The organism is [Ruminococcus] lactaris ATCC 29176 (assembly GCF_025152405.1).
Taxonomy (GTDB): Bacteria; Bacillota; Clostridia; order Lachnospirales; family Lachnospiraceae; genus Mediterraneibacter; species Mediterraneibacter lactaris.
In genome coordinates this window covers 1618690-1638153 of the sequence record NZ_CP102292.1, presented here as the reverse complement: position 1 = coordinate 1638153, position 19464 = coordinate 1618690, and the positions used below count along the sequence as shown (strand labels likewise).

Genomic DNA, 19464 nt, shown 5'->3' with positions numbered 1-19464 from the left:
GGAGCAGGTAGAAAATGCAGGATTTGATCAGTGTTATTGTCCCGGTATATAAAGTAGAAAAATACTTAAAGCGTTGTGTGGATTCGATCCTTGCACAGACCTATCCCTGTCTGGAAGTGATCCTGGTAGATGATGGTTCACCGGATGGATGTCCGGCAATCTGTGATGAATATGCCAGAGAGGACAGGAGAGTCCGGGTGATTCATAAAGAAAATGGAGGACTTTCGGATGCCAGAAATGCGGGAATTGATGCTGCAAAAGGAAAATTTCTCGGATTTGTTGATTCAGATGACTATGTGCATCCACGATTTTATGAATTGCTGCTTCAGGCTCTGAAAGAAGAAGGAGCGGATATTGCAGGATGCGATGTGAAGAAAGTCTGTAAGACAGAAAAGATCGAAGAGAAAGAACAGCAGCCAATTCAGAGAACAGTTTACAGCGGAAGAGAGGCAACGGCAAATCTGTATGATGCACAAATGTATCTGAAAAGTGTGGTTGCATGGAATAAACTGTATAAAAAAGAATTATTTGAAGAGATACGGTTTCCCAAAGGAAAGCTTCATGAAGATGAATTTACTTCTTATAAACTTCTGTATCAGAGTGAGTCTGTCGTATATATAAACCGGGCCTATTATTTTTATTTCCAGCGTGAGGATGGAATTATGGGAAAGGAACAGCGAAAGATCAGTCCGGCTGTACTGGAAGCATATGAGGAAATGGAACGTTTCTTTTCTGAAAAAGGAGAGAAAGATCTTCTTCAGATGATGATGTACCGGTATCTCAGCATGGTCCGCCGCTATGCTTCAGATGCGGTGAAAAGCGGAGATGAAGAAGAAATCAGGCTGGGAAGATATTATGATAAAAAATTCCGAAAAGATTATAGAAAATATATATGGAAAATAAAGAAACCTAAACGGAAATTCCGCCTGTGGATGTACTATCATTTCAAAATATGTGTCTGATCATGGGAAAACTGGAAAAAACTTCCAGGTATTATTAAGGATCAGGCCAGATTGCATTAAAAGAGGATATATGGTATTATAAAGATTAATGAAGTTTTGTTACAATGTATGATTATAGGAAAAATGAGGCATAAAGAATGAAATACAAAAAGATTACCTGCTTATTAGTAATGGTATGTCTGGCGGCAACATTGAATGGTTTTCCGGTCATTGCAATGGAAAATGATACTGCAATCCAAGGTGAATTAACGGATACTATAAGCTATGATGGCGTGAATGAGAAGCCAGAAGAAGCTTCAACAGATACAGAGGAGAGTTCCCCGAAAGCGGGGACACAAGAGATAGAAGAACCTGCAGATCAGGAAGAAATTCTGGAAGAGACAGCAGGATCGCAGGAGAATCTGAGAGAGAACAGCTGGCGGTATCAGAATGGTGAGCTGATCAGTAATTCCGTGTCAGCTTACAGTAATGAAAGAGCAGCTGCGAATGCGTGGTCAAAAGTGAACGGCAATTTTATCAGTTCTTCAGGTGAAATCATTCCGAATGCGATTGCAAAAGGAATTGACATCAGTTATCACAATGGAACGATCAATTGGGATAAAGTAAAAAATTCGGATGTAGATTTTGTGATCATCCGTTGTGGATATGGGGATAATTATACCAGTCAGGATGATAAGAAGTGGCTGGAGAATGTACAGGCATGTGAGAGCAGAGGCATTCCGTACGGTGTCTATATTTATTCCTATGCCGAGAATGTTGCACAGGCACAAAGTGAGGCAGACCATGTACTGCGTCTGATCAGAGGACATAAATTAAGTTATCCGGTTTTTTATGATCTGGAAGATGAACCGACAACCGGAAGGCATACGAATCAGGAAATACTGAATATGACCAGGACGTTCTGCACGGCAATTCAAAATGCCGGATATAATGTGGGGGTGTATGCGAACAAGTACTGGTTTACATCAAAGCTGACAGATTCTTATTATGATACCCTGCCAAAATGGGTAGCCCAGTACAACAGTAAGTGTACTTATGCAAAAGAATATATGATGTGGCAGTGTGCGGATAATGGAAGAGTGAATGGGATTGGCACAAATGTGGATATCAATTTCCTGATGAAAAGTTCCTGGAACAATAGCGGAAATAACAGCGGAAATAACAGCGGAAATAATAGCGGAAATAATAGCAGCGACAGTAAACTGAATGGCTGGCAGATGGAAGGAGGAAAAAGGTATTATTATCAGAATGGTTTCAAAGTCTGCAATCTGGGGATAAAGATCGATGGCTACTGGTATTATTTTGATGCCAGTGGAGTAATGAAGCAGAATTATTGGAGACAGAAGGATGGTCAGTTGTATTATTATGATGCAGACGGACATATGTATCAGAATGCCGGAGCACAGATCGATGGCTATTGGTATTATTTTGATGCCAATGGAGTCATGAAAAGAAATTCCTGGAGAGAGAAGGATGGCTTACAGTACTATTATGATGCAGACGGTCACTTAAGCATGAATATAGGATTGCTGCTCCATGGCTACTGGCATTATTTTGATGCCAGTGGAGTAATGAAGCAGAATTATTGGAGAGAGAAAGATGGTCAGTTGTATTATTATGATGCAGACGGACATATGTATCAAAATGCCGGAGCACAGATCGATGGCTATTGGTACTATTTTGATGCCAATGGAGTCATGAAAAGAAATTTCTGGAGAGAGAAGGATGGCTTACAGTACTATTATGATGCAGACGGTCACTTAAGCATGAATATAGGATTGCTGCTCCATGGTTACTGGCATTATTTTGATCAGAATGGAGTTATGAAGATAAATTACTGGCGTCAGAAAAATGGACAGCGGTATTATTATGATGCAGATGGACATATGTATCAGAATCAGGGCGTTGAGATTGGCGGTTACTGGTATTATTTTGACAACGATGGCATAATGAAGGCAAATTTCTGGAGAAAGAAAGATGGAGACAGATACTATTATGATGCTAATGGTCATCTGGTAACGAACAGGACGATGGTGATCAATGGTGTTACTTATAGATTTTCCAGTAGCGGAAAGGTAATCTGACTATGAAAATAGGAATTGTGACAGTAGAAAAATCAGCGAATGTAGGGTCTTTTCTGCAGGCGTATGCCCTGCAAAAGGTACTGGAAGCATGGGGGCATGAGGTGTATTTCGTATCAGCAGGGCAGGAAAGCTTTTTTAAAAGAGAATATTGCTGGTTTATACCTAAGAGAGGAAATTTGAAATATCCAGTCAAATTCATCAAAAGAAATCTGGACGGATTAAAAAAATATAAGCTCTTTGCTCAGGATCATAAAAAATTAAAGACCTGGGATAAAAAAGAAAAATTAGATCTTTTTATTTTGGGCAGTGACGAAATCTGGAATGTTCAAAGAAAAATTTTTCAGAATCCGATTTATTATGGAAAAGATCTTTCTCCGGTCATTTCCTATGCGGTCAGTGTCGGAGACTCAGAAGGAAAGGATTTTCTTCCTTTTCATGAGGTGACAGAGTGCATCAGAAAAATAGAATTTCTGTCAGTGAGGGATGAAAAAAGCTGTGAAGCAGTGAAAAGAATAACCGGAAAATACCCGGAAAAAGTATGTGATCCTACATTTTTACTGGACACAGAGGCATATACAGAGCCTTATGAGGACATTTATCTGAAAGAGAACCGTTATATACTGGTCTACTTTTATAATGGTTCCATTTCTGTGGAAATAAAGAAAAAGATTCGTGAGTATGCTCATGCGAAAGGACTGAAAGTAGTCTCAGCTGCATTGTATAATGACTGGTGTGATTATCATGTAACGTGCAGACCGACACAATATAATGATATAGTAAGAAGAGCGGAGTATGTGATCACAGGGACATTTCATGGAAATGTATTTGCAATACAGAACAGAAAAAGGTTTATCACAATTCCTTTATCTGAAAAGGTGAGAGATTTGATCTGTAATTTTGGATTGCAGGACAGAATCCTGGAGTTAGATGATCTGTCAGGGGAAACTATGGAAGCAATCCTGGAACATCAGAATATGGATTATGAAAAAATAGGAAAAAAAATTCAGAAGATGCGACAGTCATCTCTGGAATTTTTAAAAAATGCATTGGAGAATTATGATAGCTCAGATATGTGAAGAATCAAAATGCACAGGGTGCCTTGCGTGTATGAATCTTTGCCCGTGTGGGGCAATAACCTGTCAGGAAAGAGAAGATGGAAATGTAATTCCGCAGATTGATCCTGAAAAATGCATAGAGTGCCATCGTTGTGTCCAGGGATGCCCGGAGAATCATGTGAAAGAAAAGCATGAGCCAAGGCAATGTTACGCTACATGGCAAAAAGACAGGAAAGAAAGAAAGTACAGTGCATCAGGAGGAATTGCATTCGGTTTTTATAAAAGATGGATACAGAATGCAGGGATTGTGTATGGTGCTGCCTTTAATGAAAAAGGGATCCTAACCCAGCAGAAAGCAGAGACCCTGGAAGAGGCAAGAAAATTCAGAGGTTCAAAATATGTACAGAGTTACAATGGATTCAGTTATTCTGAGATAGGAAAAGAACTGAAAAAAGGGAAAAAAGTACTTTTTATCGGAACACCCTGCCAGATTGCCGGATTAAAAGCTTATCTGGGCAAAGCTTCAGACGCACTGGTGACGATAGATCTGATCTGTCACGGGACTCCTCCGATGAGTTATCTGGAAGAGTATATTAAGGAGATAGCAGGAGCAGAAAAAGTGGATCGTGTCTCATTTCGTGGCGAAAAAGATTACCATATGGTTTTTTATAGTCAGGATCGAGTAGTGTATTCGCAACGTTTCCGTAAGGATTTGTATTATACGGCATATTTGCAGGGAATTATCCACAGAGAAAATTGTTATAAATGTGAATATGCAGACAAAAGGAGAATTTCGGATCTGACAATTGGTGATTTTTGGGGGATTGACAGAAAATCTTTAAAAGTTCCATATAAGGGGAAAATTTCAGTCGTGCTGGTGAACAGTGAAAAGGGCAGAAAGTTTTGGGATCTTGTAAAAGATGAATTTATTTACGAAGAGCGTTCGCTTGAAGAGGCTGTCAAAGGGAATGTCCCACTTCAAAGACCGGCCGCACTTCCGAAGGATCGGATGAAATTCATTGAAGTTTACAAGGAAAAAGGCTTTATGTCTGCTGTAAAGACGCCAGGTGTACAAAAGGCGATAGAAGAGGCAAAAGTCAAAGATAATTTATTTTACCGGATTTTGGGAAAAATAAAAAGGAGATTCAGATAAATGATCAGTATAAAGCGACCCTATATTGAAAATGAAAATGGAAAAAGTCGTTTGTGTGCAGAGATTGCAATTGCTCCGGAGATTTATGAAAAGTGGAAAAAGCAGATTGGAAGCCGCAGAGAATATGCGGGATATGAAAAAGCGTACAGTTACGGGAAAGATAAATTTCAATTATGGTATGAAGTAGAAGACCGGTCAGAGCAGATCCTCTGCCAGGAACGAACAGATGCATTTGTAGTTGCAGTGTTGTATTTTGCGATGGTAACAGGTGAGGACATTGAATATGAAGGTGTTTTATCGAATGAGTTATATCATAATCTGAATACGAATCTGATCCCGATGCATTGCAATGAAAGAAGTGGGTTGAAACCGATTCGGATCATCGGGAGAACAGAAAGCAGGAAAATAGAAAGTCTTGATAAAAATGGTACAGGTGTAAGTCGCGGGGTTGATTCATTTGATACGATTTTCACCTATCTTGCTGAGAACATGGATGCAGAGCACAGATTAAACTGCCTTACTGTCTTTAATGTGGGATCCTACAATAATATGCCAGATCTGCGGGCGAGAAAAACCGGGATGATGACGCTTGATGAATATAACGAAAAAGCAGAAAATTTTTTCTCCCATGATGTTGAGAAGGGCAGGCAGATAGCAAAGGAACTTGGAACAGATTTTATTGCAGTAAATTCCAATATTAACAGTCTTTATCAGGGAGTTTTTCTGGAGTTACACGGCTATTCAAATAGCTCGGCTGTACTTGCAGTTCAGAAGTTGTTTTCCCATTATTATTATTCATCTGCAGGTGAACCTGAGAAAGCCAGATGGGGAGTTGAAGAAGATGCATCGGATAATGTGCAGTTCTTTTCGACGGAAAGTCTCCAATTCTATCTGGCACGTGAAAATGTGACAAGAATTGAAAAAATACAGCATATATCGCAGCATGAGACAGGAAGAAAAAGATTGCATGTCTGCTGCGATGAGACAGAGAACTGTGGTAAATGTGGGAAATGTTTCAGGACGCTGCTTATTTTGGAACTGATTGGAAAGCAGCCTGAATTTAAGGAAAGCTTCAAGGATACATCCGCCTATGAGAAAAAAGGATGGAAAAAATATGTCTGGATTTTAGATAAAAAAGATCAGGATTTTTTCGCAAAGGATATTTATGAATATATAAAAAGGGAAAAAATGAAAATTCCAATGATAGCAAAAGCCTATCATTATACATTACCTGTAAGAAAGGTGATTCATGCAATCAGAGGAGACTGGAAAGGATAGAGGATGTCTAAGTCTAGGGTAGTAAATTCAGCAGTTAATACGATATTTAATTTTTCAGTAAAATTATTTGATTTTGGAATAAAATTTGTATTACGTACAGTATTTATTTATACACTCGGAATGCAATATGTAGGAGTGTCGGGCCTGTTTACGGATATTTTATCAGTTTTGTCTTTCGTTGAGCTGGGGATAGGCAGTGCGATCACTTATGCGTTATATAAACCACTGGCAGAGAATGATGAAGAGAAGCTCGGCAAATTGATGCATTTTTACAAATGGGCATACCGGATCGTTGCACTGGTGATTCTGATCTGCGGTCTGCTTGTTGTTCCATTTTTATCGAAAATTGTTACCAATGTGCCGGATATTAAAGAAAGTATTACGATTATTTATATTCTTTATTTATCTAATACGGTCTGTTCGTATTTACTGATCTATCGTTCTACAATTTTATCTGCGAGCCAGAAGCAATATGAAATATCAAAAATTTCAATCTGCATTTCGATGATCAAGTGTACGATTGAAAGTATTTTACTGGTAGTTTTTAAGAATTTTATTTTCTATCTGCTGCTGGAAATTTTATTTTCTGTCAGTCAGAATATCTGGATTTCGAGAAAGGCAGAAAAATTATATCCAAATGCTTTTCAGAAGAGTAGTGGGAGACTAAGCAAAGCTGAGATCAAAAAGCTTTTTAAGGATATCAAGGCACTTTTTCTGTATAAAGTTTCAAATGTAGTTCTGAATGGAACAGACAGTGTGATCGTGTCTTCATTTCTTGGAACCGGAATGGTCGGTATATTAGCCAATTATAATATGATCGTAAAGAATATATATAATCTTGTGCTTCAGGTATTTACTTCTACTTCTGCCAGTATCGGAAATCTTGCAGCAACAGAGGATGGAAAGAAGCAGTTTAAAGTCTTTAACGCCATGCAGTTGATGTGCTTCTGGATTTTTGGGTTATGCACTACAGTATTATATGTAAATGTAAATACATTTATGAAAATCTGGGCAGGAAAAGAAAATTTATTTGGAACAGCTACAGTACTGGTTCTTATTATTGATTTTTATCTAACCGGGATGATGAGTACAGTCAGCCATTTCAGAACGTCCAATGGTCTGTTCGTACAGGGACAGTATCGTCCATTGATCATGTCGATCATCAATATTGTAGTGTCGGTGTTTCTTGTGAAAAAAATTGGAATTACAGGAGTGATTTTGGGAACTGTAATATCCAGACTGCTGACTCAGATATGGTATGATCCGTATCTGATCTATAAATATGTATTTAAACATTCATTTTCGCATTATCTGAGGCAGATTACGATATATACTGCAAGTACAGCAGTAAGCTGCCTGATATGTATTGAATTCAGAAATATGCTGATGATCCGGAACAGTTGGATCGATCTTATTGTAAACGGAATTTTTAATGTGATAGTTTTTAATGGAATTTTTCTTTTAATTTATGGAAGAAGTGCGGAATTTGTCTACTTAAAGAATATAGGAATAAATTTATCAGGGATGATTGTGAGGAAAATAAAAAGGAGATAAATCAAAATGAAAAATAAGGCAGTAATTTTTATGATGTCGATGGTACTTGCGATGGGGAGTGCAGTGCCAGCCCATGCAGATACAGAGATTTCGGAGAACAAGGATCTTGCAGAAAATGGACAAGGAGTTTCTGAGTATGCGAATGGCTGGGTAACAGGTGACAATGACACATTTTTTTATATTGACGGAATAAAGCTTTATGATGCCGGATGTGAAATTGACGGTTACTGGTACTATTTTGATGCAACAGGTGCAATGCAGAAAAATTACTGGAGAGAAAAAAATGGGGAATGGTATTATTATGATGCGAATGGGCATCTGGTAATGAACCAGGAGATGGATATTAATGGAAGACATTATAAATTTACAGAAAATGGTGCAATTTATAGAGGATGGTATACAGATGGAACAGATACTTACTATTATGAGACAAATGGAAGCCGTTTAGAAGATACCGGAAAGCAGATAGATGGTTACTGGTATTATTTCCAGAAGGATGGAAAGATACTAAGTTCTGGCTGGAGAGAAAAAGCAGGAAATTACTATTATTATGATGAAGCAGCCCATTTGGTGATGAATCGTGGAATAGGGATAAACGGACACTGGTATTATGTGGATGAAAACGGGAAAAAGTATGTGTCTCAGTTCCGCCAGAAAGACGATACGTGGTACTATTATGATGAAAATGGATATCTTGTGCTGAACAGAGAGCTGGATATCAATGGAAAGCACTATAAGTTTACAGGAAGTGGTGCAGTTTATACAGGCTGGTCTGTCGGTGAAGACGGAGCATATTATTATGATCAGCAGGGATCCTGCCTGACCGACATGGGAAGCCAGATAGATGGTTACTGGTATTATTTCCAGAAAGATGGAAAAATGCTGTATTCTGACTGGAGAGAGAAAGATACTGGATATTATTATTATGATGATCAGGGGCATCTGATCCTGAATGCAGGGATACAATTTAATGGTTACTGGTATTATCTGGATGGAAGTGGAAGACGTTATGAATCTCAGTTCCGTCAGAAAGGTGCAGACTGGTACTATTATGATGAGGAAGGTCATTTGGTGATGGATCGGGATTTGAAGATTGGAGGATACCGGTATATTTTCCAGAGCAACGGAGCAGCATATCGTGGATTGAAGACAGAGAATGAAAAAGTGATCGGCTTTACGCCGATGGGTCGACAGGCATTTGATGATAGTGTGCAAGATGGAACTGACTGGTATTATTTTGATGCTTCAGGTGATATGAAGAAAGATTACTGGCGTACAAAAGCGGGTGAAAAATACTATTATCAGGCGGATGGAAAACTTGCAAGAAATAAGGGTCTGGAGATTGATGGTATCTGGTATTATTTTGCAGATAGTGGAAAAATGTATACAGGCTGGAGAGAGAAGGATGGTAATCGCTACTATTATAACAGTTATGGATATTTGATTACAAATGATACAGTGATAATTGATGGAGTGAATTGCCGATTTGATACTTCTGGAAGACTGCTTAATGATGTTCCGGCTAAAATAGCGGAAATTTGTACTTATACATGGGTTCCATACCGCTGGGGCGGAGCAACAACCGGTGGATGGGACTGTAGTGGATTTACGCAGTGGGCTATGGCTCAGCTTGGTGTGTCAGTTCCGAGACTCGCTCATGAGCAGGCACAGGGAGGAACCTGGATCGATCCATGGGATATAAGTCAGTGGAAGCCGGGAGATCTGGTATGCTATACAGAAGGAAGTGGAGTCTCTCATATGGCATTATATATAGGGAATAACCAGATCATCCATGCATTAAGTCCAAAATACGGAACTATTATTCATGACGTGGATTATTATGAAAAATGGGACAGAGGAACCTGGAGAGTAGCTGTCAAGAGATATCTGTAAAGAAGATCTGCAAAAAGGAAGGAATCAGGCGATGAGAGAATTATTGTCAGTGATTGTTCCATGCTATAATGAAGGAGCAGTGATTGAGCGGACTGCAAAGGCAATCGTGGATACGTGTACGGGCAGGGCATTTGATTTTGAAATTATTTTTGTAAATGATGGAAGTAAGGATGATACGTTAGCTTTCCTGAAAAAACTTGCCGGAAGGTCAGAAAAAATAAAATACATTTCTTTTAGCAGGAACTTTGGAAAAGAGGCAGCAATGCTTTCCGGGCTGGAACATTGCAAGGGAAGTTGTGCAGTGATCATGGATGCGGATCTGCAGCATCCGCCGGAGCTGATCGTGCAGATGTACGAGAAATATCAGGAGGGATATGACCAGGTCATTGCGAAAAGGAACAGAAAAGGCGATTCGAGATTATCAATTGTTTTTGCAAAATTGTATTATAAGCTGGCGAACAAACTGGTGAATGTAGAAATGGTCGATGGAGCAGGTGATTTCAGGCTTTTATCCAGACGCACGATTCATGCGTTGTTGGAACTGAAGGAGAATAACCGGTTTTCAAAGGGATTATTTTCGTGGGTCGGCTTTAATCAGATCTACATCGAATACGAGAATCAGGAGCGTGCAGGAGGAAACAGCAAGTGGTCCTTTAAATCGCTTCTGTCATATGGAGTAGATGGGATTTTATCATTTAATAACCAGCCATTGCGGATCTGCATTTATCTTGGAGGGATTTTTATGGGGATCAGTATCCTTTATCTGCTGTATCTGCTGATAGAGATCCTGCTTCATGGGATCGATGCACCGGGATATTTTACGACGATCCTTCTAATCACGACGTTGGGAGGAATCCAGCTTTTTTCTATTGGTGTCATTGGAGAGTATATTGGAAGAATTTATTTTGAAGTAAAGAAAAGACCGGTTTATCTGATCCAGGAGACCAATATAAAAGAAGAAAGTGAGTCAGAATAATAGAAAAAGAAAGACGGGAAAAAGAAAATGAAGACGCTCAGAAAAATGAATGGGAACAAGTATTTATTTTACCTGCTTGTGGCAGGAATTTTTGGCATCATGTTCCTTCTGAACCATTATACCTTTTATGCAGCAGATGACTATTCTTATATGAACAGCTTTGCTACACATAAGAAGATACAGACGGTGTGGGATATTTTTCCATCCATGTATGCACATGCGAAAGGAATGAACGGAAGACTGGTGGCACATTTTTTTGTTCAGCTTTTTTTGCTGTTGCCGTCCGGGATTTTTGATGTGGTGAATGCAGTGATTTTTACCATGCTGATCCTGATTCTATATCGGTATTTATTCTGGAATAAAAAAAGAAATGCACTGGCACTGGTAAGCATTTTTGGTCTGGTCTGGTATTTTGCACCGGCATTTGGACAGACGATGCTCTGGCTGGACGGATCGTGTAATTATCTGTGGGGCTGTACTTTTTCACTTTACTATTTATATCCTTTTATGAAGCTGGCAAAGAATGAAAAAGTAATGGAAGGTAAGATTCAGAAAATTCTGTTTCTTGTTGCCGGATTTGCCATGGGAGATTATCTGGAGACAGCCTCCTTCGGGACAATCGTGCTTGCGGTCTTATTACTGGCATATCACAGGTGGATGAAGAAAGAAAAAATTCCGGTATGGGGAATGGGAAGTGTCTTGACGATGCTGGCAGGATTTCTTTTTATGATGACGGCACCGGGTACATTGAAAAATAAAGTTGCCACATCCGGTCTGCACGGCTATGTGGACAATTTTATCAATGCGATGGATCTTTATGTAGAACATCTGCTTATTTTATTGCTGATCCTGATTGTACTGATCGTATGTTCGGTGATTTTGGAATGGTATAAAAAAACATGGATTGCACTTTTCTTTTTAGCTGCAAGCCTGATTACAAATTTTATGCATACAGTTGCCTCTTATTACCCGGAGCGGAATATGCTTTCATCAGCCCTTTTCCTGATCGTCGGGATCTTGATCATGGTTGAGGAGTTCTGGCACAGAAAAATCGGAATAGCAGTTACCTGCTCCTGCTGGATTCTTCTTGTATTTTTTACTGTTCAGTTTTTCCACGGAAGCTGGGATATTTATAATACCTATGCAAAATGCATGGCGAGAGACAGGCTTGCAAAAGAGCAGATTGCGGCAGGTGAGAAGAATCTGACGCTTCCGGTAGTCATACCGGAGACGGAATATGCAGCATTGAAGGGGCTTGCAGATTTGGATGTGGCCAATCAGTATGTATGGAATAATGCAGCAATGGCTGCGTACTATCAAGTTGAATCGATAATCGGAGTGGCAGAGTAAATGAAAGAGAAGAAACAGAAGTTGATTGATATAACAACAGTGAAATTTTTACTGGTCGGAGTGATCAATACACTGGTTGGAACAGGAACAATGTTTGGATTATATAATTGTCTTGGCTGCAGTTATTGGGTGTCGAGTGCCGGAAATTATATAGTAGGCAGTATTGTGAGCTATTTTCTGAACAAGTATTTTACTTTTAAAAATCATCAGAAAAGTGCAAAGACTGTGCTGAAATTTGTTGTGAACATTGCGGGATGTTATCTGGTGGCATATGGACTGGCAAAACCGGTGGCAGCATGGATCTTTTCCGGATTTAGTGTGAAGACTCAGGAAAATATAGCCATGCTGGCGGGAATGTGTATTTTCGTGGGAATGAACTATTTAGGCCAGCGGTTTGTGGTATTCAGAGAAGAGAAAAGTGAATAAAGATCGACTCATGAAAACCTGCTGTTAAGGATTTTTTAATAAAAGCTGAATAGCCAGAATATTGACACTACAGGCAATTTAGTTTATCATAACAAAGATGTATACCAAGAGAAAGGAAGATAAGATGAAAACTGTTAAAAATATTTGTCTGAGTCTGAAGCGGTATTCTTTTTTGCTGGAACAGTTGATCTCCAGAGATTTTAAAGTTAAATATAAAAGATCTGTGCTGGGAGTGCTGTGGAGCTTACTGAATCCGATTCTGATGATGTGCGTTATGGCAATCGTATTTACCAATGTATTCAAGTTCTCGACACCGGGAGTAAATTACCTGACGTATTTGCTGACGGGTCTTGTATTTTTTAATTATTTTAATGAGGCAAGCAACCTTTCGATGAGTTCGGTCGTTGCAAACTTTTCACTGATTAATAAGATCTATATTCCAAAATATATTTTCCCGTTATCAAAGTGTTTATTTGTGGGGATTAATTTCCTGTTGACACTGATTCCTTTGTATGCGGTGATCATCCTGACAGGAACGGGGCTGAATATTTATCATTTTCTGCTTCCGCTTTCCTTTATTTTCTTATTTGTATTTACACTGGGAGTCAGTCTGTTCCTTGCGACAGTTTCAGTATTTCTGAGGGATATGTTCTATATTTATGGAATTATTATACAGATTTTATCTTATATGACCCCAATCATGTATGATATTAATATGTTAGATCCGAGATTGCAGATGGTTCTGAAGCTGAATCCGTTATATCATATTATTACTTTTGCAAGAACGATCATTTTGTATCATCAGATTCCGACGTCCATGGATTTTGCGGCATGTATTATTTCTTCGATCGCAAGTCTGATCATCGGAGCAGTCGTATTTAGAAAGAATCAGGACAAGTTTATTTATTATGTATAAAGAGGTGCAGTATGGACAGCATGATAAAAGTTGAAGATGTCTCGATGAAATTTAATCTTGGCATAGAGAAAAATTTTTCGCTGAAGTTATTTTTCATCAATATGTTTAAGCCGAAAAAGAAAGATGAGAAAAAGGGAAATAAAGATTTCTGGGCATTAAAGCATGTGAATTTTGAAGTGGAACGGGGCGAGGTTGTCGGATTCGTCGGTGGGAACGGTGCAGGAAAAAGTACGCTTCTGAAAGTGGTTTCCGGAGTTATGAAGCCGACAGAAGGAAAGATCACTGTAGCGGGAAATATCTGTCCTATGATCGAGCTGGGAGCAGGATTTGATATGGATCTTACGGCACGTGAGAATATTTATCTGAACGGCTCTATTCTGGGATATTCCAGAGAATTTATCGATCAGAAGTTTGATGAGATCGTTTCATTTTCAGAATTGCAGGACTTTTTGGAAGTTCCGGTGCGGAATTTTTCAAGTGGTATGGTTGCAAGACTTGCATTCTCGATTGCAACACAGGTAGATCCTGAAATTCTGATCGTGGATGAGATCCTGTCGGTAGGAGATCTGAATTTCCAGCAGAAGAGTGAGGCCAAGATGAGAAGTATGATTACTGGTGGTACGACGGTATTATATGTATCACATTCCATTGATTCGATCAGAAGTCTTTGTGACAAGGTAGTGTGGCTGGATCATGGAAAAGTTGTGATGAGCGGGAATACAGAAAAGGTTTGTCAGGCTTATTATGACAGTCAGGTTTCAAAATAATCATAGTATGGTGCGGATCAAAGGAGAAACTGATGATTAAGAAGATGACCGCCGGGACTTTTGGACTGACAGAGTCTGTGATAAAGAATGACTCTTCAGAAAGACTGGTACTTGAAGCGGGAGAAGCCATAGAATTTACAGATCCTGAAACTAAATATTGTAAGATTACTTTCAGAGGAAGCGGAGAAAATGCCGGGGGATACATCAATATTAATAAGTATTACCCGGTCTTAGCCGGTTCTACGGCTGTTATGGAGCTGACGACACCGGTTCGGCTGGAAGTGGAACTTGTGATTTCTGCGGAATCGACATTGAAGTTTGATGAGATTGAAATTGAGGAACTGAGTCAGCCTTATTATCTTGCATCGGAGTGCTCCGGGGCCAAAGATGTACTGGTGGTAGTTCCGAATTATCCATCATTTGCGAATCTGTATTTATGTGCATTTGCACATTCAAGAAATAAAGAATATCAGAAAAAGGGAATCCATATCCAGGTTGCATCCATTCTGGCATCCAACTGGTACGAGATGTCTTATGAGCTGGAGGGAATCCCGGTGCTGCAGGGAAATTACGGAACGTTGAAGCAGCTTTTAGATTCAAGGCAGTATCATGTGATCGTGACTCATTTTGTGGATGAAAATCTGATGTCGATCTATGATGGATATGTTTATCCGCCGGATCAGCTTATTTTTATCTGCCATGGGGCAGAGTCCATTTACAGGTATGTTGAAAATCTGGTAAGACCGTATTTCACAAGACCGCTTATAAGGACAAATTCAGCGGAAGTTTTTGACAGGCGGGATGCGTTCATTAAAAAATACTCACAGATGGATAATGCGGAATGGGTCTTTGTATCAAAGTGGCTGAAAGAGTTTGCGGAAGAGCAGCATCGCCTGAAATTTAAGAACAGCAGTGTGATCAATAATGTGATCAATGAACAGCGATTTCCATATCATGCAAAGAATGCAGAGGACAGGAAAAAGATCATTATTATCAGAAAATTTGACAACTGCATGGTACATTCCCTGGATCTGAGTGTGCGGGCAATCCTTGAATTATCGAGAAAAGAATTTTTCAAAGAACTGAGTTTTGAAATATATGGAGATGGGGATTTTTACGAAGTGCTGACAGAACCGCTCAGGCAGTTTGAAAATGTCCATTTTCACAGAACATTTATTCCGAACGATAAGCTTTCTGAGATTTATAAAGAGCAGGGAATCGCCCTGCTCCCGTCAAGGCATGATGCACATCCGGTATCCATGGGAGAGTGTGCTTCGTCGGGACTGGTCGTGATCGGATCCAGGGTAACGTCCAATGGATATTTTATGCAGGAGGAACGGTTTCATACACTGGCAGATCCGGAAGATCCGCTGGAACTTGCACAGATCATTGAAAGATTGTATTATAATCCGGAAGAGTATCTGAAGATCAGCAGAGAACTTTCAGAGTTTACGAGAGAAAATTTCTGCGTGGAGAAAACTGTAGAGAAAGAGATTGAACTGATCCGGCAGAGACAGGTCCTGAGCAGAACTCCAAGGGAATCGTTTCCTAAAAAAGTGGAACGCCCGCCGGTGCTTTCGGTACTTGTATTGAACCCGGCAGAACATAAAAAGACGAAAAAATGTCTTTTATCTTTGCTGAATCAGAAGTATAATGGAAAGATCGAGATTCTGCTCTCTGATACGGGAACGGAGCTGGAGGCAGAAGAAAAAGACGAATTTATGCGACTGGGAGGAGAGGTTCTGCGATTCGTGCATCCGGCAGAGACAGATGTGGGGTGTATGATAAAAGAGGGAATCCGAAGTGCAGCAGGAAAGTATACGGCTTTGATCCATGGAAATGACTGGGTAGACACTGAGCAGTTTGCAGAACTGATCGAAAGACTGCAAAAGGAAGAAGCGGATGTTGTTCTTTGCAGAGGCTCTTATGCAGATTATGAAAAAAGTCTTCTGGAAGAAATAGCTGATTATGATATGCTGATGGATGGAAGTCAGTACCGGTTTGAAGATCTTTTGTATCCGGGATATGGATTTAAAGATTCCGGTCCTCTGTTATCCACAGCAGTATACAGAACAGAGAAACTTGAGAGCATCTCGAAATTCTGTGCATCGGGTAAGGAGAGCGTTGACCGGCAGTGGCAGGCTCTCAGTATCAGGGAAATTGATACGATCCGATATTATGATCTGAACGTTTATCGGTATCTGAAAGGGGAACGGAAAAAAATCCAGGAGGAAAAACTTTCACTTGGACATGAGATCCATTCCATTTTAAGAACTATCATTAATGACGGATACACTGCAGGGAAAAAGGAATATGTATTCCGTTTCCTGATCGCTCCACTGGTATACAGGCAGTTGAACTGGTACTGTGACCGGCAGATGAGGCAGGAGGCGTGGGACTTTTTTGAAAGTCTCAGTCTGTATCCTGAGGCATACAGTTATGTGATGCAGTATCTCAGAAAGAAACCGGATGGGAAGTATGTGATTCCTGAGAAGCCGGTTGAAGAAAATGAGGGGGAGGCTGAACAGGAAATACCGGTTCAGGAAGAAAAAAGTAAGGCTTCTGCCAGAAAAAGGGACGGCAGGAAGTCTGAAAATAAAAATCCCGAAAATAAAAATCCCGAAAAGAAAAATACTGAAAAGAAGAAAAGCACGTATTACGTGAAAAAAGGTATTAAGTCGGTGATGCCGCACGGGATAGTAACATTGATTTCAAGCAGACGTAAGGAGGAGTAATAATTAATATGAAGGTATTAACAGTATTAGTTCCGACATATAACGTTGAAAAATATCTCAGAAGATGTCTTGATTCGTTATTGTTACCGGAAGTTTTGGAAGAGATAGAAGTACTGGTTGTGAATGACGGAAGTAAAGATGGCTCGGCTGACATTGCAAGAGCGTATGAGAAAAAATATCCGCAGACAGTTGTCTTTGTAGATAAAGAAAATGGCGGACATGGTTCTACGATCAATGTCGGAATCGAGAAAGCACAGGGAACTTATTTCAAAGTGCTGGACAGTGATGACTGGGTCAATATCGGAGATTTTATTGAATTTGTAAAGCGTTTAAAAGAAGAGACGGCAGATGCCGTGATCTGTGACTACAGAAAAGAGCATGTCTATAATGGAAAGTCCGAATATTTTGAATATAAGGATCTGGAAGACGGAAAAAAATATAATCTCAATGAGATCGATCTGAATATACTTCACGGAGAATATTTCATGATGGCAACGACGACCTACCGTACGGAAGTTCTGCGTGCATCCGGACTTAAAATGCTCGAAAAGACTTTTTATGTAGATATGCAGTATAATATTGTGCCGATCACAAAGGTGGATACATTTGCTTATTATCATCTGGATATTTACCGCTATTTTATCGGTCGTAAAGATCAGAGTATGAATATGGACAATTTCGTGAGAAATCAGGAACACCACAAGCGGATGATCAAATGGCTGATCGAGTATTATACCGGAATTGAAAAGGATCTGACTCCGAATAAGAGGGAGTACATTGAGATGATTCTGACTTATACATTGAATACACATTATTCAATTTATTGCGAATACGATAAGGATCATAAGCGGGCATATAATGAAATCCGAGAGTTTGATGCTTACCTGAAAAAGACGAATCAAAGGCTCTATGACCGTCTGAACTGTATGGCTTATGTGAGATATAACCGTGAGACGCAGTTTAAATTTGTAAAAGTAGATGGATCAAAATGGCACAAGGTGATGGTATTAGCAAGAAAAGTGAAAGGAAGATTCGCACGATGAAAAGAATATTAGTAATTAGTTGGTATTTTCCACCGATCAATTCTTCAGAGGGACTTGTAACATATAAGTTATTGAAAAATTCAAAGTATCAGTATGATGTATGTATGCAGGACAGCAATGATTCCTGGTCTTATGGAAAGAACGAGCAGCTCCCTGAGTGTGGGAATGTAAAGAAGATCTGTCTTCAGGGAGAGTCACTGGACACATGGAAGAGTGCTGCGGTTGAATATTTCAGAAAGCATCAGAACGAATATGATATTGTTATGACCCGTTCCATGCCGCCTGAGTCGCATGAGATCGGACTTGAGATCAAGAAAATGAAACCGGGGATTACCTGGATCGCATCATTTGGAGATCCGATTGCCAATAATCCGTTTGTGCTGAAAGGAATGCAGACGATGTCCCCATATTCTTTACAGATGCGGTATGTAAGAAAGATGGGAATCCGGGAAATGATCTCTCCGGTCCGGGAGATGAAGAATCTGCTCTGGAAGCGCAGACAGAAAGCTCCGCTTCAGGCACTGGAAAAGGAGAGAACACTGGAACATAATATTCTTTCCAACTGCGATAAGATCATTTTCAATAATCCTTATCAGAAAAAATATATGCTCAGTTCCTGTGGAAAAGAAATTGCAAAGAAGGCGGTCGTACTTCCACATAGTTTTGATGCGGAACTGTATGATGCGTCGATTGCACCGAGGAGCAGTGATAAGATCCAGATGGTTTATATCGGGCATCTGGATGCGACCAGGACTCCAAGACTGTTTCTGAAAGGAATTGCGGCACTGAAGAAAGAGCATCCGGACCTTGCAGAGCATCTGGAAGTACTGTTCTATGGACATATGGCAGCAAATGACAAAGTCTATCTGATCGACCATGAATTGCTGGATGTAGTGAAGATCAAGAAACCGGTAGATTATAAGACAAGTCTTTCTATTATGAGAAACAGTGACTGGCTGCTGCATGTAGATGCGAACCTGCATGGAATCCTGGATGAGAATATCTTTTTTGCCGCAAAGCTTGCAGATTATATCGGAGCAAACCGTCCGATCTTTGGAATGACGATGTTTGAAGGGGCAGGAGCAGATGTTGTACGTGCCGTGAATGGCGTGACAGTTTCTTATTCTGTAGATGAGATCAAGAACTATCTGTATCTGATCGCTTATGAAAATTATACAGTAGAAATAGATCAGGATGGCATGAATCAGTTTAATGCAACAGAGGTTGCAGAGAAATTTGATGCAATGGTAGAGAAACTGGACAGATAAAAGA

The 19464-nt window shown here is 39.8% G+C and carries 15 protein-coding genes; all 15 read left to right on the top strand.

Translation table 11 applies throughout. The features are described from left to right. Window positions 1-14: 14 nt before the first annotated feature. Window positions 15-962: a glycosyltransferase family 2 protein gene (locus tag NQ541_RS07685; RefSeq protein WP_005610869.1), complete on the top strand. Its 948-nt coding sequence runs from the start codon at window positions 15-17 to the stop codon at window positions 960-962. A 137-nt stretch (window positions 963-1099) separates the two neighbouring features. Next, on the top strand, window positions 1100-3046 hold the full coding sequence (locus NQ541_RS07680) for a GH25 family lysozyme (RefSeq protein ID WP_005610871.1): 1947 nt from the start codon (window positions 1100-1102) through the stop codon (window positions 3044-3046). A 2-nt stretch (window positions 3047-3048) separates the two neighbouring features. Then, window positions 3049-4122 (top strand): polysaccharide pyruvyl transferase family protein, encoded by a 1074-nt coding sequence (locus NQ541_RS07675; protein ID WP_005610872.1) that lies wholly within the window; start codon window positions 3049-3051, stop codon window positions 4120-4122. Next, entirely contained in the window at window positions 4103-5254 is a 1152-nt protein-coding gene (locus NQ541_RS07670) for a Coenzyme F420 hydrogenase/dehydrogenase, beta subunit C-terminal domain (RefSeq protein ID WP_005610873.1), read from the top strand. The genes NQ541_RS07675 and NQ541_RS07670 overlap by 20 nt, the downstream gene beginning before the upstream one ends. Beyond that, entirely contained in the window at window positions 5255-6532 is a 1278-nt protein-coding gene (locus NQ541_RS07665; RefSeq protein ID WP_005610875.1) for a hypothetical protein, read from the top strand. It abuts the gene before it with no gap. Between the two features lie 3 nt (window positions 6533-6535). Further along, entirely contained in the window at window positions 6536-8086 is a 1551-nt protein-coding gene (locus tag NQ541_RS07660; RefSeq protein WP_005610876.1) for a lipopolysaccharide biosynthesis protein, read from the top strand. A 6-nt stretch (window positions 8087-8092) separates the two neighbouring features. Next, complete coding sequence (locus tag NQ541_RS07655; RefSeq protein ID WP_005610877.1) at window positions 8093-9979, top strand: NlpC/P60 family protein; 1887 nt, start codon at window positions 8093-8095, stop codon at window positions 9977-9979. 31 nt (window positions 9980-10010) lie between these two features. After that, window positions 10011-10955, top strand: a complete 945-nt coding sequence (locus tag NQ541_RS07650) for a glycosyltransferase family 2 protein (protein ID WP_005610878.1) — start codon at window positions 10011-10013, stop codon at window positions 10953-10955. 27 nt (window positions 10956-10982) lie between these two features. Next, window positions 10983-12305 carry a DUF3329 domain-containing protein gene (locus NQ541_RS07645; protein WP_005610879.1) on the top strand — a complete coding sequence of 441 codons (1323 nt, stop codon included), beginning with the start codon at window positions 10983-10985 and terminating at the stop codon, window positions 12303-12305. Next, window positions 12306-12731 carry a GtrA family protein gene (locus tag NQ541_RS07640; protein ID WP_005610880.1) on the top strand — a complete coding sequence of 142 codons (426 nt, stop codon included), beginning with the start codon at window positions 12306-12308 and terminating at the stop codon, window positions 12729-12731. A gap of 124 nt (window positions 12732-12855) precedes the next feature. Then, on the top strand, window positions 12856-13647 hold the full coding sequence (locus NQ541_RS07635; RefSeq protein WP_044940608.1) for an ABC transporter permease: 792 nt from the start codon (window positions 12856-12858) through the stop codon (window positions 13645-13647). A 20-nt stretch (window positions 13648-13667) separates the two neighbouring features. Next, on the top strand, window positions 13668-14414 hold the full coding sequence (locus NQ541_RS07630) for an ABC transporter ATP-binding protein (RefSeq protein WP_044905628.1): 747 nt from the start codon (window positions 13668-13670) through the stop codon (window positions 14412-14414). A 32-nt stretch (window positions 14415-14446) separates the two neighbouring features. After that, a complete protein-coding gene (locus NQ541_RS07625) occupies window positions 14447-17149 on the top strand; it encodes a glycosyltransferase (protein WP_005610883.1) in 2703 nt (900 codons plus the stop codon). 8 nt (window positions 17150-17157) lie between these two features. Further along, window positions 17158-18192: a glycosyltransferase family 2 protein gene (locus tag NQ541_RS07620; RefSeq protein WP_005610884.1), complete on the top strand. Its 1035-nt coding sequence runs from the start codon at window positions 17158-17160 to the stop codon at window positions 18190-18192. Further along, a complete protein-coding gene (locus NQ541_RS07615; protein WP_005610885.1) occupies window positions 18189-19460 on the top strand; it encodes a glycosyltransferase family protein in 1272 nt (423 codons plus the stop codon). The genes NQ541_RS07620 and NQ541_RS07615 overlap by 4 nt, the downstream gene beginning before the upstream one ends. Window positions 19461-19464: the final 4 nt, after the last annotated feature.

Bases quoted from the DNA above. Each gene is read 5' to 3' on its own strand.
- NQ541_RS07620 (WP_005610884.1), top strand. From the start codon at position 17,158: ATGAAGGTATTAACAGTATTAGTTCCGACATATAACGTTGAAAAATAT.
- NQ541_RS07670 (WP_005610873.1), top strand. From the start codon at position 4,103: ATGATAGCTCAGATATGTGAAGAATCAAAATGCACAGGGTGCCTTGCG.
- NQ541_RS07615 (WP_005610885.1), top strand. From the start codon at position 18,189: ATGAAAAGAATATTAGTAATTAGTTGGTATTTTCCACCGATCAATTCT.
- NQ541_RS07655 (WP_005610877.1), top strand. From the start codon at position 8,093: ATGAAAAATAAGGCAGTAATTTTTATGATGTCGATGGTACTTGCGATG.
- NQ541_RS07630 (WP_044905628.1), top strand. From the start codon at position 13,668: ATGATAAAAGTTGAAGATGTCTCGATGAAATTTAATCTTGGCATAGAG.
- NQ541_RS07675 (WP_005610872.1), top strand. From the start codon at position 3,049: ATGAAAATAGGAATTGTGACAGTAGAAAAATCAGCGAATGTAGGGTCT.
- NQ541_RS07685 (WP_005610869.1), top strand. From the start codon at position 15: ATGCAGGATTTGATCAGTGTTATTGTCCCGGTATATAAAGTAGAAAAA.
- NQ541_RS07635 (WP_044940608.1), top strand. From the start codon at position 12,856: ATGAAAACTGTTAAAAATATTTGTCTGAGTCTGAAGCGGTATTCTTTT.
- NQ541_RS07660 (WP_005610876.1), top strand. From the start codon at position 6,536: ATGTCTAAGTCTAGGGTAGTAAATTCAGCAGTTAATACGATATTTAAT.
- NQ541_RS07680 (WP_005610871.1), top strand. From the start codon at position 1,100: ATGAAATACAAAAAGATTACCTGCTTATTAGTAATGGTATGTCTGGCG.
- NQ541_RS07650 (WP_005610878.1), top strand. From the start codon at position 10,011: ATGAGAGAATTATTGTCAGTGATTGTTCCATGCTATAATGAAGGAGCA.
- NQ541_RS07665 (WP_005610875.1), top strand. From the start codon at position 5,255: ATGATCAGTATAAAGCGACCCTATATTGAAAATGAAAATGGAAAAAGT.
- NQ541_RS07625 (WP_005610883.1), top strand. From the start codon at position 14,447: ATGATTAAGAAGATGACCGCCGGGACTTTTGGACTGACAGAGTCTGTG.
- NQ541_RS07640 (WP_005610880.1), top strand. From the start codon at position 12,306: ATGAAAGAGAAGAAACAGAAGTTGATTGATATAACAACAGTGAAATTT.
- NQ541_RS07645 (WP_005610879.1), top strand. From the start codon at position 10,983: ATGAAGACGCTCAGAAAAATGAATGGGAACAAGTATTTATTTTACCTG.